Annotated in this window: 14 protein-coding genes; 10 read left to right on the forward strand and 4 right to left on the reverse strand. The window is 66.9% G+C overall.

Annotated elements, in window-relative coordinates; all coding sequences use genetic code 11:
• Positions 1 to 23 precede the first annotated feature (23 nt).
• From JOD97_RS14695 to hutH, 4 genes are read left to right on the forward strand one after another with little or no spacing between them, the layout of a single operon-like run.
• Positions 24 to 1,064 (forward strand): ABC transporter substrate-binding protein, encoded by a 1,041-nt coding sequence (locus JOD97_RS14695; protein ID WP_209718960.1) that lies wholly within the window; start codon positions 24 to 26, stop codon positions 1,062 to 1,064.
• Between the two features lie 7 nt (positions 1,065 to 1,071).
• Positions 1,072 to 1,953 carry a proline/glycine betaine ABC transporter permease gene (locus JOD97_RS14700; RefSeq protein WP_209718962.1) on the forward strand — a complete coding sequence of 294 codons (882 nt, stop codon included), beginning with the start codon at positions 1,072 to 1,074 and terminating at the stop codon, positions 1,951 to 1,953.
• Positions 1,950 to 2,783, forward strand: coding sequence for a glycine betaine/L-proline ABC transporter ATP-binding protein (locus JOD97_RS14705; RefSeq protein ID WP_209718965.1), 834 nt, complete (start codon positions 1,950 to 1,952; stop codon positions 2,781 to 2,783). The genes JOD97_RS14700 and JOD97_RS14705 overlap by 4 nt, the downstream gene beginning before the upstream one ends.
• Before the next feature lie 14 nt (positions 2,784 to 2,797).
• The gene (hutH, locus tag JOD97_RS14710) at positions 2,798 to 4,327 is read left to right on the forward strand and encodes a histidine ammonia-lyase (protein ID WP_229264457.1); all 1,530 of its coding nucleotides are present in this window, start codon (positions 2,798 to 2,800) and stop codon (positions 4,325 to 4,327) included.
• Here hutH and JOD97_RS14715 read toward each other — a convergent pair whose 3' ends face one another.
• Positions 4,328 to 4,792 carry a host attachment protein gene (locus JOD97_RS14715; protein ID WP_209718968.1) on the reverse strand — a complete coding sequence of 155 codons (465 nt, stop codon included), beginning with the start codon at positions 4,790 to 4,792 and terminating at the stop codon, positions 4,328 to 4,330. It lies immediately after the preceding gene.
• A gap of 137 nt (positions 4,793 to 4,929) precedes the next feature.
• Here JOD97_RS14715 and JOD97_RS14720 point away from each other — a divergent pair, with 137 nt between their 5' ends.
• From JOD97_RS14720 to JOD97_RS14730, 3 genes are all read left to right on the forward strand, one after another.
• Entirely contained in the window at positions 4,930 to 5,271 is a 342-nt protein-coding gene (locus JOD97_RS14720) for a YkvA family protein (protein ID WP_209718971.1), read from the forward strand.
• A gap of 125 nt (positions 5,272 to 5,396) precedes the next feature.
• On the forward strand, positions 5,397 to 5,693 hold the full coding sequence (locus tag JOD97_RS14725) for a hypothetical protein (protein WP_209718973.1): 297 nt from the start codon (positions 5,397 to 5,399) through the stop codon (positions 5,691 to 5,693).
• A 172-nt stretch (positions 5,694 to 5,865) separates the two neighbouring features.
• Positions 5,866 to 7,749 carry an AI-2E family transporter gene (locus tag JOD97_RS14730; protein ID WP_373999862.1) on the forward strand — a complete coding sequence of 628 codons (1,884 nt, stop codon included), beginning with the start codon at positions 5,866 to 5,868 and terminating at the stop codon, positions 7,747 to 7,749.
• 19 nt (positions 7,750 to 7,768) lie between these two features.
• On the opposite strand, the gene JOD97_RS14735 is transcribed toward JOD97_RS14730, so the two are convergent.
• The gene (locus tag JOD97_RS14735; protein ID WP_209718976.1) at positions 7,769 to 8,671 is read right to left on the reverse strand and encodes a LysR family transcriptional regulator; all 903 of its coding nucleotides are present in this window, start codon (positions 8,669 to 8,671) and stop codon (positions 7,769 to 7,771) included.
• Between the two features lie 94 nt (positions 8,672 to 8,765).
• Between JOD97_RS14735 and hmgA the strand changes: the two genes are divergently transcribed.
• From hmgA to maiA, 3 genes are read left to right on the forward strand one after another with little or no spacing between them, the layout of a single operon-like run.
• Positions 8,766 to 10,058: a homogentisate 1,2-dioxygenase gene (gene hmgA / locus JOD97_RS14740; RefSeq protein WP_209718978.1), complete on the forward strand. Its 1,293-nt coding sequence runs from the start codon at positions 8,766 to 8,768 to the stop codon at positions 10,056 to 10,058.
• Positions 10,055 to 11,377 carry a fumarylacetoacetase gene (gene fahA / locus JOD97_RS14745; RefSeq protein ID WP_209718981.1) on the forward strand — a complete coding sequence of 441 codons (1,323 nt, stop codon included), beginning with the start codon at positions 10,055 to 10,057 and terminating at the stop codon, positions 11,375 to 11,377. The genes hmgA and fahA overlap by 4 nt, the downstream gene beginning before the upstream one ends.
• A gap of 5 nt (positions 11,378 to 11,382) precedes the next feature.
• Positions 11,383 to 12,024, forward strand: a complete 642-nt coding sequence (maiA, locus tag JOD97_RS14750) for a maleylacetoacetate isomerase (protein ID WP_209718984.1) — start codon at positions 11,383 to 11,385, stop codon at positions 12,022 to 12,024.
• Positions 12,025 to 12,054: 30 nt separating this feature from the next.
• Here the strand turns inward: maiA and phoR are convergent, their stop codons facing one another.
• The gene (gene phoR, locus JOD97_RS14755; RefSeq protein ID WP_209718987.1) at positions 12,055 to 13,368 is read right to left on the reverse strand and encodes a phosphate regulon sensor histidine kinase PhoR; all 1,314 of its coding nucleotides are present in this window, start codon (positions 13,366 to 13,368) and stop codon (positions 12,055 to 12,057) included.
• A 10-nt stretch (positions 13,369 to 13,378) separates the two neighbouring features.
• The gene (locus JOD97_RS14760) at positions 13,379 to 14,068 is read right to left on the reverse strand and encodes a response regulator (RefSeq protein ID WP_209718990.1); all 690 of its coding nucleotides are present in this window, start codon (positions 14,066 to 14,068) and stop codon (positions 13,379 to 13,381) included.
• Positions 14,069 to 14,077 lie beyond the last annotated feature (9 nt).

Genomic DNA, 14,077 nt, shown 5'->3' on the forward strand with positions numbered 1-14,077 from the left:
CGCCAACTTCAAGGGAGGGGTTCATGACGCGACTTCATCAGCTCCCCGCCGCCGTGCTGCTGGCCGCCGCCTGCTCCGCGCAAGCGGCGCCGGCCGGGGCCCCGGCGGCGTCGACTTGGTGCGCCGGCGGCAAGACCGTCAACTTCGCCGGCCTGAACTGGGAAAGCGCGCGCCTGCTGACCGAGGTCATGCGCTACGTGCTGGAACAGGGTTACGGTTGCAAGACCGATGCGCTGCCCGGCAACAGCATCGCCATGGAACTGGCGTTGTCGCGCAACGACATCCAGGTCTTCGCCGAGGAGTGGATCGGCCGCAGCACGGCATGGAACGACGCGGCCAAGGCCGGCAAGGTGGTGGGCATGGGCGAGATCATCAAAGGCGCGGTCGAAGGCTGGTACGTGCCGGAATACCTGGTGCTGGGCGACGCCCGACGCGGCATCAAGGCGCGCGCGCCGGGCCTGAAGTCGGTGGCCGACCTGCCGAAGTATAAAGATCTGTTCCAGGACGACGAGGAGCCGGACAAGGGCCGCTTCCTCAACTGCCCCGCCGGCTGGACCTGCCAGGGCGTCAACACGCAAAAGCTCAAGGCGTACGGCCTGGGCGGCAGCTACATCAACTTCCGCCCCGGCACCGGCCCGGCGCTGGACGCGGCGATCGCCTCGGCGGTGCAGCGCGGCCGGCCGGTGCTGTTCTACTACTGGAGCCCGACGGCGATGATGGGCCGCTACAAGTTCATCCGCCTGGAAGAGCCGGCGTTTTCGCAAGCGTGCTGGGAAACGCTGACCAACCAGAACAACACCAAGCCGTGCGGCACCGTCAACCCGCCCAACAAGCTGCAGGTGGGCGTGTCGCGCGTGTTCCACGACGCCGATCCGGTGTTGATGGCGCTGTTCGACAAGATGAACATGCCGGCCGATCTGCTCAACGCGCTGCTGGCCGAGCGCGAAGCGAAAAAGATCGAGCCGGCCTTGCTGGCGCGGCAATTCCTGCAGCGCCAACCGGCCATCTGGCAGGCCTGGATGCCGGCCGCCAACGCCGCCAAAATCAGCGCAAGTCTTAAATGAGGTAGTTATGTCATCCTTTCCCGAAGCGCTCAGCATTTCCCTGGTCGAGCCGATCAACACGGCGGTCGACGCCGTCAACAGCCGGTTCGGCGACACCTTCCACGACGCCTCGATCTGGCTGCTGCGCCACGTGCTGGTACCGTTCGAGGGCGCGCTGCGCGCCCTGCCCTGGTGGCTGGTGCTAGCCGCCGTCTTCCTGCTGAGCCTGCACGCGACGCGGCGCCTGGCGCACGCCATTGGCTTCACCCTGTGCCTGCTGCTGGTGGGCGCGTTCGGGCTGTGGGACCAGCTGATCCAGACGCTCGCGCTGGTCATCGTCGCCACCTCGATCTCGGTGGCGCTGGCGATCCCGCTGGGCATCCTCAGCGCCCGCAGCAACGCGCTGCGCAACGTGCTGATGCCGGTCATGGACGTGATGCAGACCATGCCCAGCTTTGTGTACCTGGTGCCGGTGCTGATGCTGTTCGGCCTGGGCAAGGTGCCGGCCATCCTGGCCACCATCATCTACGCCACGCCGCCGCTGCTGCGCCTGACCGACCTGGGCATCCGCCAGGTCGGCGAGGAGCTGGTCGAGGCGGCCACGTCGTTCGGCACCACCGGCTGGCAGTTGCTGATCGAGGTGCAGCTGCCGCAGGCGCGGCCCAGCATCATGGCCGGCCTGAACCAGACCATCATGATGGCGCTCGGCATGGTAGTGATCGCCTCGATGATCGGCGCGCGCGGCCTCGGCGAGGACGTGCTCGAAGGCATACAGACCGTCAACATCGGCAAGGGCTTGCAGGCCGGCATCGCCATCGTCATCCTGGCGATCGTCATGGACCGCATCACCCAAGGCTACGGCAAGGACAGCCGCCAACGTCTGGCGCTGGCCGGCAAGGGGACCAAATGAACGACCATAAAATCGAAGTCCGCAACGTCTGCAAGATCTTCGGGCCGCGCTGGAAACAGGGGCTCAAGATGCTGCGCGACGGCGGCGACAAGGGCGCCGTGCTGGCCGCCACCGGCTGCAACGTCGGCCTGAGCGACGTCTCGCTCAACATCCGGGCCGGCGAGATCTTCGTCATCATGGGCCTGTCCGGCTCGGGCAAGTCGACCTTGGTGCGCCACTTCAACCGCCTGATCGAACCGAGCGCGGGCGAAATCCTGATCGACGGCCGCGACGTGCTGACCATGTCCGGCGCCGAGCTGCGCGAACTGCGGCGCCGAACCATCAGCATGGTGTTCCAGGGCTTCGGCCTGATGCCGCACAAGACCGTGCTCGACAACGCCGCCTTCGCCCTGCTGACGCGCGGCGACGACCAGGCGGCGGCCCACGCCAAGGCGCGCGACTGGCTCGAACGGGTCGGCCTGAAGGGCTACGAGGCCAACTATCCGGACGAGCTGTCGGGCGGCATGCGGCAGCGGGTCGGCCTGGCGCGCGCGCTGGCGGCCGACACCGACATCCTGCTGATGGACGAGGCCTTCAGCGCGCTCGACCCCTTGATCCGCGACGACATGCAGGACCAGTTGCTGCGCTTGCAATCGACGCTGCACAAGACCATCATCTTCATCACGCACGATCTGGACGAGGCGTTGAAGCTGGGCGACCACATCGCCATCCTGCGCGACGGCAAGCTGGTGCAGGTCGGTACGCCGGACGCCATCCTGCAAGCCCCGGCCGACGACTACGTGCGTAAATTCGTCGAAAAGCGCGCCCACGCGGCGCCGCGGCCGGCATGAACGGGGGCACGGCCATGCAAACGGACATCGTGGTATTGAGCGCGGCGGCCCCGGCCACCTACCAGCAAGTGGTCATGGTGGCGCGCGGCGCCCGCCTGGAACTGAGCGACGCCTTGTGGGAACGCATCGGCAACGCCCGGCTCATCGTCGAGCGCATCGTCGCCGACGGCGTCAAGGCCTACGGCATCAACACCGGCCTCGGCGCGCTGTCCGAGGTGGTGCTGAGCGGCGCCCAACTGGGCGAGCTGTCGCGCCGCACGCTCAAGAGCCACGCCTGCGGGCTGGGCGCGCCGCTGGGCGTGGTCGAAACGCGCGCCATCATGTGCGCGCAGATCGTCAACTACAGCCGCGGCCACTCCGGCGTCAGCGCGCCGGTGGTGCGCCAGTTGCTGGACTTCCTCAACGAGGGGCTGACCCCGGTGGTGCCGGCGCAGGGCTCGGTCGGCTACCTGACCCACATGGCCCACATCGGCCTGGCCCTGATCGGGCTGGGCGAGGTGCGCTTCCGCGGCCAGCTGATGCCGGCCGGCGCGGCGCTGGCGATGCTGGGCATGCAACCGGTCGCGCTGGGCGCCAAGGACGGCCTGAGCCTGGTCAACGGCCTGCCCTGCATGACCGGCCTGCTGTGCCTGGCGCTGGACCACGCCAAGCGGCTGGCCTGCTGGGCCGATATGATAGGCGCGATGAGCTTCGAGGCGCTGCGCGGCCAGCTCAGCGCCTTCGACGCCGAGGCGATGGCGCAAAAGCCCTATCCGGGCCAGCTGCGGGTGGCGGCCAACCTGCGCGCGCTGCTGGCCGACAGCGCGGTGCTGCAAAGCGGCGAAGGCATCCGCACCCAGGATGCGCTGAGCCTGCGATCGATGCCGCAGATCCACGGCGCCGCGCGCGAGCAGTTGGCCCACGCGGAACGCCTGATCGGCATCGAGCTGCAATCGGCCAACGACAATCCGCTGGTGTTCGGCGACATCCACAGCTACCGCGTCATTTCGCAGGCCAATCCGCACGGCGAGGCGATGGCGATGGCGGCCACCTCGCTGTCGGTCGCCGTGGCCGAGCTGGGCGGCGTGGCCGAGCGCCGCATCGACCGCCTGGTCAACCCCTACGTCAGCGGCCTGCCGCCGTTCCTGATCGCCGAAAGCGGCGTCAATTCGGGGCTGATGATCGTGCAGTACGCGGCGGCGTCGCTGGTGGCGGAAAACAAGATGCTGGCACAGCCCATGGTGCTGGACAACTACATCACCTCGGCGCTGCAGGAGGACCACCTGTCGCTGGGCACGCCCGCCACCTTGAACCTGCTGCGCATCCTCGGCAACGTGCAAAAAGTGCTGGCCATCGAGTACATCACGGCCGGCCAGGGGCTGCACTTCCATCCCGGCATGCGGCTGGGCAAAGGCACGGCGCTCGGCCTGGCCTACTTGCGCACCAAGGTCGATCCCTTGCTGGAGGACCGCATCGTGTCCCACGACATCATGCGCGCCGACTACCTGCTCGACGACCGCGAGCAACTGCGCCTGTTCGAGGCGGCGCTGGGCCGCGAGCTCTAGTCAGCCCCTGGCCGCGTGGGCGGCCAGCTTCTCTGGCAGCTCCAGCATGTTCAACTGCGTGTAGTCCTGGTTGATCTCCAGCGTGACCGTCGCCTTGACCTGCTCGTCGAGCACCCGGCGCAGCACGCCGAGGAAATTCGGCGACGCCGACAGCATCAAATGCCGGTAGCATCCCGCCTGCAAGGCCGTCAGCAGGAAATCCGCCACGTCCCTGGCCAGCAGCTCCGTCTGGTGCTCGTCGGGCAACTGGCTGTGTTCGCAGCCACTGGGTGGCGTCGGCGCACCCGTATCAGAGCGGCTGTTGGATGCTGAATGCGGATCGATCTGGTCGTGTGCAAGTTCCGAGTTACGCAGCCGCGCCTTCGGATTGACCATGTCGTTGACCTCGACCAGCCGGTTCTGCTTCTCTTGCTGGAAAAAACGCGCGCGACCGGCGTTGGCCACGACTATCCAAGTGGTGTCCATGCGGTCCTCCCTCCTTAAATCAAAGATATTAGACCTGCGCGCACGCACGGATGTTCCGCCGATGTGGAGCTTTATCGCGCGACAGGCTACACTGGCTGCGCATGGGCTTTTAATGTTGGAACTCAGGGAGAACAAATATGGCCAAGACCGAGTATGCGTCGCACTATTCCGATGCCGGCTTCTGGAACAAGGTAAAGACGCAGGCCAGGAGCGCCGGACAAAAAGTGCTCGAACAGGCGCTCAAGATGTACTACTCGGCCACCGATCCGGACACGCCGTTGTGGGCCAAGACCACCATCTACGGCGCGCTCGGCTACTTCATCTCGCCGATCGACGCGATCCCGGACCTGCTGCCGGCGCTGGGCTACACCGACGACATCGGCGTGCTGATCGCCGCCGCCACCGCCGTCGCCGCGCACATCAAGGACGAGCACGTGCAGAAAGCCCGGGACACGCTTAAACAATGGTTCGGCGACTAGTCCGATGGTAGTTTCGACCGTGCGCAAATCGACGCATGGTATGGTGTTGCGCGGCCGGGAGATAGGCTACAATTGGTCTCATTCAAATTTCCTCCCTTCTAATCCCCCGTTGCAAGGAGTACGACATGAGTCCAGAACACGACAGACGTCAGAGCCGGCCGGCGGAAACGTCGGAAACGGCGGGTTGGCACTCGCTCGAGTTCATCGTCCGCCAAGCGCTGGAGGTGCAACGCGATATCGGCACGGCCAGCGCGGTCGAGTTTTTGCAGAGCATTAATATCAACCCCAAAGTCATCGAGCGCGTGCTCGCGCCCGACGCCAGGCTGCGCGAGGCCGACCAGCTGGCGCTGGCCAATTCGGTCACCGTCTCGGACCTGCCGATTTCGACCCCCGCCAACTACCTGCGCCGCAGCACCACGTAAGCGCCGAAGCACGCTGGGCGGGACACCGTCATCCGCCCAACGTGATCAGCCGATTCCGACAGTAGCTTGCGGCAAAATAGCAAGCAGGCATTGACACACGATACCCCTTAATTTAGGCTCGAAAGGCAGGCTCGTTGAGCCCGCGCCCGCCAGACTATTCACAAGGAACAAGGTGTCAGACTCACTCCCCGCCCGCGCATTGCCCAACGCCGTCGTCGGCCTGGTCGGCACCGCCACCGTCCTGGGCCTGCTGTACTTCGGCCGCGACGTGCTGATCCCCATCACGCTGGCCTTCATCCTCAGCTTCCTGATCGCGCCGTTCGTGCGCTCGCTGCGCCGCATCGGCCTCGGCCACACCGCGTCGGTGCTGACCGGCGTGCTGATCGTCGCCGCCGCGCTGTTGATGACGGGCGCGGTGATCGTCTCGCAGGTCAGCCGCCTGGGCGCCAGCCTGCCGCAATACCAGGACACCATCGCCGCCAAGATCGAAACGCTCGACAGCCTGACCCGCGGCACCATCGGCAGCCTGGGCGGCCCGGCCGGCCAGTTGATCGAACATTTCACGCAGGATGGGCCCGGCGCGCCGGACCAGGCGCAGCCCGGCCTGCCGGCGTCGAGCCGCACGCCGGTGCCGGTCGAAGTGCGCGAGCCGGCGCTCAAGCCGCTGCAGCTGCTGGGCAAGGTGATCGCCTCGGTGTGGCCGCCGCTGGAGATGGCCGGCATCGTCTTCATCGTGCTGATCTTCGTGCTGCTGGAACACGAATCCTTGCGCGACCGCTTCATCCGCCTGGCCGGCGGCGAGGATTTGCGCGCCACCACCGTCGCCGTCAACGACGCCGGCGAGCGGCTATCGCGCTTCTTCATCTCGCAATTCGCCGTCAACGCCTGCACCGGCATCGCCATCTGGATCGGCCTGAGCGTGATCGGCCTGTCGCAGGCGCTGCTGTGGGGCACGATGGCCGCCGTGCTGCGCTTCGTCCCGTACGTCGGCTTCTGGATGGCGGCGTTCTGCGCCACCCTGCTGGCGGCCGCCATCGAACCCGGCTGGTCGCTGGCGCTGATGACCTTCGGCCTGTTCCTGGTGATCGACATCGTCGTCGCCCAGACCATCGAACCCAAGCTGTACGGCCACACCACGGGCCTGTCGCCGCTGTCGGTGGTGGTGGCGGCGATCTTCTGGAGCGCGATCTGGGGCCCGGTCGGCCTGGTGCTGTCGACGCCGCTGACCTTGTGCCTGGTGGTGGCCGGCCGCTACATCCGCGCGCTCAAGGTGCTCGAGATCATGTTCGGCGAATTGCCGGCGCTGACCATGCCGCAGAATTTCTACCAGCGCGTGCTGTCCGGCGACGCCCACGAGATCGTCGCCAGCGCCAAGCGCTACATGCAGCACAAGTCGCTGGCCGCATACTGCGACGGCGTGCTGGTGCCGGCGCTGCACCTGGCCCATTTCGATTTGAAGGACAACGCCATCACGCCGGCCGAGGAAGTGAAGGTCAGCACCACCGTCATCGCCGTCATCGAGGCGCTCAGCGGCAATCCGAAATGGTGGAAGAAAAGGAAGACCGTGTCGGCGCTGGCCGGGGTGGGCATCGGCCGCCAGCTGCGCGACAGCCGCATCTCGGCCACCGGCGAGTGGCAGGGGTCGTTCGACGTGCCGGCCGGCAGCCTGGTGCTGACCATCGGGCTCGGCACCCAGGCCGACGAGCTGGCCACGGAAATCCTGGTGCGCGTGCTGCGCGAACAGAAAATCGACGCCCGCAGCGTGAGCATGGAGGATCTGGACGCGCCGGCGCCGCCCGAGGCGTCGCCGGAGCTGGTGTCGATCGTGTGCCTGGTGAGCATCGATCCGCTCAACGACCGCGAGAAGATGGAACAGGCGATGCGCAGATTCCGCGAGGACCTGCCGCATTGCAAGCAATTCGCGGTGTTGTTACCGAGTCCGTTCGAGAATCCGGATCTGCGGGATTGCACGTTCGAACAAGCCGATCACGTCGTCCATTCATTCGAGGACGCGTTGCAAAGCTGCGTGAAAGCGTTGCAAAGCAAGGGAACGTAACCCAATAACGACCGCCTGATTACTCGCCGAACGCCTCCACCACCAGCGTGCGCAGCCAGCGGTTGCCCTCGTCCTGGTTGTAGCGGCGGTGCCAGAACACGTTGGTCTGCAGGGCGGCCAGCGGCAACGGCGACTTCACATACACCAGCCCGAACGGGGCGGCCACCCGCTCGGCCAGCTTTTGCGGCACCGTCACCACCAGGTCCGTCGTGCTGACGATGTACGGCGCCGCCGAAAAGTGCGGCACCGAAAAGCTGGCGGCAGCGAGGATGCCGGCCTTTTGCAGCGCCGTGTTGATGCCGTCGTAGGGGCTTTCCAGCGCGGCCACCACCAGGTGGCGCGCCTCCATCAACCGCTTCATCGTCAGCGGCGCGCCGGCCAGCGGGTGCCCGGCGCGGAACAGGCACACGTGGTCCTGGCGGAACAGGCGGCGCTGGTACAGCGCCTCGGGCGCGTCGTCGAACGCGCCGATCGCCAGGTCGATGCGGCCGGCCTCCATCTCCGCCCGCAGGCCGGCCGTGCCCACGCGCACCGAGGCGATCTCGACGCCGGGCGCGGCCTTGCCGCACAGCTCGACGAGCAGCGGCATGAAATACACCTCGCCCACGTCCGTCATGGCGATGCTGAAGCGGCGCCGGCTGGTGGCCGGCTCGAACACCTGGGCCGGCGCCAACGCCTGCTCCAGGTGCGCCAGCGCCGTGGCCACCGGTTCGGCCATGCGCTGCGCGTACGGCGTCGGCTGCATGCCGGCGGCCACGCGCACGAACAGCTCGTCCCCGGTGGCGCGGCGCAGGCGGGCCAGCGCGTTGCTCACCGCCGACTGCGTCAGGCGCAGGCGGCGCGCGGCGGCGGAAATCTGCCGCTCGCGAAATACTTCCTGGAACACCAGCAGCAGGTTCAAGTCCAGTTCACGCAGCTCCATGCCCACCTCTATTTCCAACGTAAATACCCACCATTTTCGCATTCATCACGCTAATGGTCTACAGTAATACCGCGCCCCGCACAAAGGAGACAACGTGAACCCACATCATCCCCACGCCGGCTACCTGTCCGGCTTTGGCAACGAATTTGCCACCGAAGCGGTGCCCGGCGCCCTGCCGCCGCACCAGAACTCGCCCCAGCGCGCGCCGCACGGCCTGTACGCCGAGCAGCTGTCCGGCACGGCCTTCACGGCGCCGCGCGCCCACAACCGCCGCAGCTGGCTGTACCGCATCCGCCCGGGCGCCATGCACCAGCCGTTCACCCGGCTCGACAACGGCCGCATGGTGGGCCGCCACGATGCCGTGGAAACGCCGCCGAACCAGCTGCGCTGGGACCCGCTGCCGATGCCCGACGCGCCCACCGACTTCATCGACGGCTGGGTCACCATGGCCGGCAACGCCGGCGTGGGCATCCACCTGTATGCCGCCAACCGGTCCATGGAAGGCCGCTATTTCTACAACGCGGACGCCGAGATGCTGCTGGTGCCGCAGGAAGGCCGGCTGCACATCGCCACCGAACTGGGCGTGCTGGACCTGGAACCACAGGAAATCGCCGTGATCCCGCGCGGCGTGCGCTTCCGGGCCGCGCTGCCCGACGGCCAGGCGCGCGGCTACCTGTGCGAAAATTTCGGCGCGCTGCTGCGGCTGCCCGACCTGGGCGTGATCGGCTCCAACGGCCTGGCCAACCCGCGCGACTTTCTGACGCCGCACGCAGCCTTCGAGGACCGCGAGGGCGACTTCGAACTGGTGGCCAAGTTCGGCGGCAACCTGTGGCGCGCGGCGATCGGCCACTCGCCGCTGGACGTGGTGGCCTGGCACGGCAACTATGCGCCGTACAAGTACGACCTGCGCCACTTCAACACCATCGGCTCGATCAGCTACGACCATCCCGACCCGTCGATCTTCCTGGTGCTGCAGGCGCCCAGCGATACGCCGGGCGTGGACACGCTGGACTTCGTGATCTTCCCGCCGCGCTGGCTGGCCGCCGAAAACACCTTCCGCCCGCCGTGGTTCCACCGCAACGTCGCCAGCGAATTCATGGGCCTGATCCACGGCCAGTACGACGCCAAGGCGCAAGGCTTCCTGCCCGGCGGTGCCAGCCTGCACAATTGCATGAGCGGCCACGGCCCCGATGCGCCGACGTTTGAAAAAGCCAGCGTAGGCGACACCACGCGACCGCACAAGGTGGACGCCACCATGGCGTTCATGTTCGAGACGCGCGACGTGATCCATCCCACCGCCGCCGCCCTCGCCTCGCCCCAATTGCAGCCCGATTATTACCAGTGCTGGCAGGGCTTCCACAAACATTTCAAGGATCCACGCGCATGACCCATACCCTCAACGAAACCCATGACGCCGCGCTGACCAGCTGGGTCGAATCGGCCAACGATCCGCAATCGGACTTCCCGATCCAGAACCTGCCGTTCGCCGTGTTCCGCCGCGCCGGCAGCGGCGCGCCGTTTCGTGGCGGCGTTGCCATCGGCGACCAGGTGGTCGATCTGGCCGCGCTCGACGCCGTCCTGGCCGGCCGGCCCGACCACGCCGTGGCCCGCCAGGCGGCGGCGCTGGGCGCGCGCGACAGCCTCAACGCGCTGATGGCCGCCGGTCCCGCAGCATGGTCGGCCCTGCGCCTGGCCCTGTCGCGCCTGCTGCGCGCGGACGCGCCGGCGCGCCCCGACCTGCTGGTGGCCCAGGCCGACGCCGAGTTCGCCGTGCCCGCCACCATCGGCGACTACACCGACTTTTACACGTCGATCCACCACGCCACCGCCGTCGGCAAGCTGTTCCGGCCGGATAATCCGCTGCTGCCCAACTACAAGTGGGTGCCGATCGGCTACCACGGCCGCTCGTCCACGATCGGCGTGTCCGGCCAGGAGTTCCGCCGTCCGCTCGGCCAGACGCGCGGCGCCACCGACGCCGAACCCGTGTTCGGCGCCAGCAAGCGCATGGATTTCGAGCTCGAGGTGGGCATCTTCGTCGGCCCCGGCAACGCCCCGGGCGAGCCGATCGCGGCGGCGGACGCCGAGGCGCACGTGTTCGGCCTGTGCCTGCTCAACGACTGGTCGGCGCGCGACCTGCAGGCGTGGGAATACCAGCCGCTGGGGCCGTTCCTGTCGAAAAACTTCGCCACCACGATCTCGCCGTGGATCGTCACGACCGAGGCGCTCGCGCCCTACCGCACCGGCTGGCGGCGCGACGCCGCCGACCCGCAGCCGCTGCCCTACCTCGACTACCCGGCGCTGCGCGGCGGCGGCGGCTTCGATATCGAACTGGAGGTGCAATTGCAGACGGCGGCGATGCGCCAGGCCGGCCAGGCGCCGGCCACGCTGGCCACGTCGAACTTCCGCCATTCGTACTGGACCGTTGCGCAACTGCTGGCGCACCACACCGTGAACGGCTGCGCGCTGCGCCCCGGCGACCTGCTGGGTTCAGGCACCCAATCGGGCCCGGAAGCGGCGCAGGCGGGATCGCTGCTGGAACTGAGCGCGGGCGGCAAGCAGCCGCTGACCTTGCCCAACGGCGAGCAGCGCGTGTTCCTCGAAGACGGCGACCGCGTCGTGCTGCGCGGCCGCGCCGCCCGTCCCGGCTTGCCGCGCATCGGCTTTGGCGCGGCGTCGGGCACCTTGCTGGCGGCCGATAAACGCTAACCGCCATGAAACTTTATACCTACTTTCGCAGTTCCGCCGCCTACCGGGTGCGCATCGCACTGGCGCTCAAGGGCATCGCCGCCGAGCTGGCGCCGGTGCACCTGGTCAATGGCGGCGGCGAGCAGTTCAGCGCAGCCTACAGCGAGAAAAACCCGCAGCACCTGGTGCCGCTGCTGGAACACGGCGACCTGCTGCTGCCGCAGTCGCTGGCCATCATCGAATACCTGGACGAGACCCACCCGCAGCCGCCGCTGCTGCCCGCCGACGCGCGCGGCCGCGCACGCGTGCGCGCGCTGTCGCAGGTGATCGCCTGCGACATCCACCCGATCGACAATCTGCGCGTGCTGAAGTACCTGACCGACAAGCTGGGCGTGTCACCGGAACAGAAGACCGACTGGTACCGCCACTGGGTGGCGCTGGGGCTGGAAGCGCTGGAGCGCCAGGTCGCGCACGCGCCGGAGACGGGCCTGTACTGCCACGGCGACCAGCCGACGATGGCCGACTGCTGCCTGGTGCCGCAGTTATACAACGCCCGCCGTTTCGATTGCGACCTGTCGCCCTATCCCACGCTGACAGCCATCGCCGCGCGCTGCGAAGCGCTTCCCGCGTTCGTCAGCGCGCTGCCGGAAAACCAGCCCGACGCATAAATACCGGTATAGTACGCATGACGGCCACCATCAATTCAACATCAACTCCGGCTGCCGCTGCACGATGGCGGTCTTCGGCAGGCACACGATGAAGCTGCTGCCCTTGCCCGCCTCCGATTTGATCTGCAGCGTGCTGCCATGGCGCAGCAGCACATGCTTAACGATCGCCAACCCCAAACCGGTGCCCTGCGTCTCGCGCGAGCGGCTCTTGTCAACCCGGTAGAAACGCTCCGTCAAGCGCGAAATATGCTCGGGGCTGATGCCTATCCCCGTATCCTCGACCTTGAACTTGACGCCGCTTTCAAACTCGCGCCACACCAGGTTGATCTTGCCGCCGGCCGGCGTGTAGCGCACGGCATTCGAGGCCAGGTTGCCGAACGCGCTGTGCAACTCCTCATAACTGCCCATGACATCCGGGCCGTCGAGCTCCAAGGCGATCTCGTGCTTGCCGGCCGACAGCGCCCGCGCGTCGCGCAGCACCTGCTCCATCAGCTTGCGCACATCGACCCGCTCCGGCCGCATCGGATAATCGACCGATTCCAGCCGCGACAACGTCAGCATGTCCTCGATCAAATGCTGCATGCGATGGCCCTGCTCGGTCATCAGCTTCAGGTGCGCCGAGCGCGTGGCCACGTCCAGCCCCTCCGAGGCGGCGATCTCCAGGAAGCCGACGATCACCGTCAGCGGCGTGCGCAACTCGTGCGAAGCGTTGGCGATGAAGTCGCGGCGCATCTCCTCGATGCGCTCGGTCTCGGTGGCGTCGTGGGTAACCAGGATTTGCCGGCGGTTTTCAAACGGAATGATGTGCACGATCAGCTTGCGCTCGCGGAAGCTGATCGTCAGCGGCTGCTCGTAGCGGCCGAGGATGATGTAATCCATGAAGTCGGGATTGCGCACCAGGTTGGTCACGCGCATGCCCTTGTCGCGCTCGTGCGTCAGGCCCAGGTGCTTTTCGGCGGCCGGATTGCACCACTCGAGGAACAGCACGTCGTCCATGATGACCACGCCGTCCGGCAGCAGGTGCATGGCCTGGCGGAAGCGCGCCAGCCATTCGGTCAGCTCGGCCTGGTTCTTCTCGTCGTCGCGGCGCATGCGATACAGGCGCGAGAAGATGTTTGTCCACGCGCCCCAGCCGTCGGGCAGCTTGGCGCTTTGGGGATCATCCATCCAGTTGCTCAGCTGGTAGAGATAGGACAGTTGCACGAACACCATCACCATCATCGCCACCAGGGCGACCACCAGGCCGGTCATCCACCCGAACATCCAACCGAGCAAGGCGCACCCCGCCAGGATCAGAACGGTGCGCAACGCTGCCGGCACCCAGAACACCAGTTTAGGATTCATTTTGCGAGACTTATTTTTCCGAAAGCATGTAGCCTACACTACGCACGGTCTTGATCAAATGCTCGGCTTCCTTCAGCGCCTTGCGCAGGCGCAGCACATGGACGTCGACGGTGCGCTCCTCGATGACGACATGGTCGCCCCACACCTTGTCGAGCAGCTGGCTGCGCGAGAACACCCGTTCCGGATGCGCCAGCAGGAACTTGAGCAGCTTGTATTCGGCGTGGCCGATGTCGATCTTCTGCTCGTCCATCGAGACGGTGCAGCTGACCGGGTCGAGCATGACGTTGGCGGCGCGCATGGCCGACTGCGCGTGCTCCGGGCTCTTGCGGCGCAACAGCGCCTTGGCGCGCGCCAGCAGCTCGCGCGGCGAGAACGGCTTGGTGACGTAGTCGTCGGCGCCGCTGTTGAGGCCGGCCAGCTTGTCCTCTTCCATGCTCTTGGCGGTCAGCATGATCACCGGGATCTCGTTGAACTGGCGGTCCGAGCGGATGCGCGCCAGCAGGCGCAGGCCGGTCTGGTCCGGCAGCATCCAGTCGAGCAGGATCAGCTGCGGGGTGCGGCTCTGGATGAAGTCCCAGGCCTCGCCCACGCTTTGCACGGCGCAGCAGTTCCAGCCCGCCTCGCGCAGCGAGAACGTGACCAGTTCGACAATCGCCGGCTCGTCTTCAACGATCAATACTGTGGTTTTATCAGATGCCATTTCTTTTTT

The organism is Duganella sp. 1411, assembly GCF_017833525.1.
Lineage (GTDB): Bacteria > Pseudomonadota > Gammaproteobacteria > Burkholderiales > Burkholderiaceae_D > Rugamonas.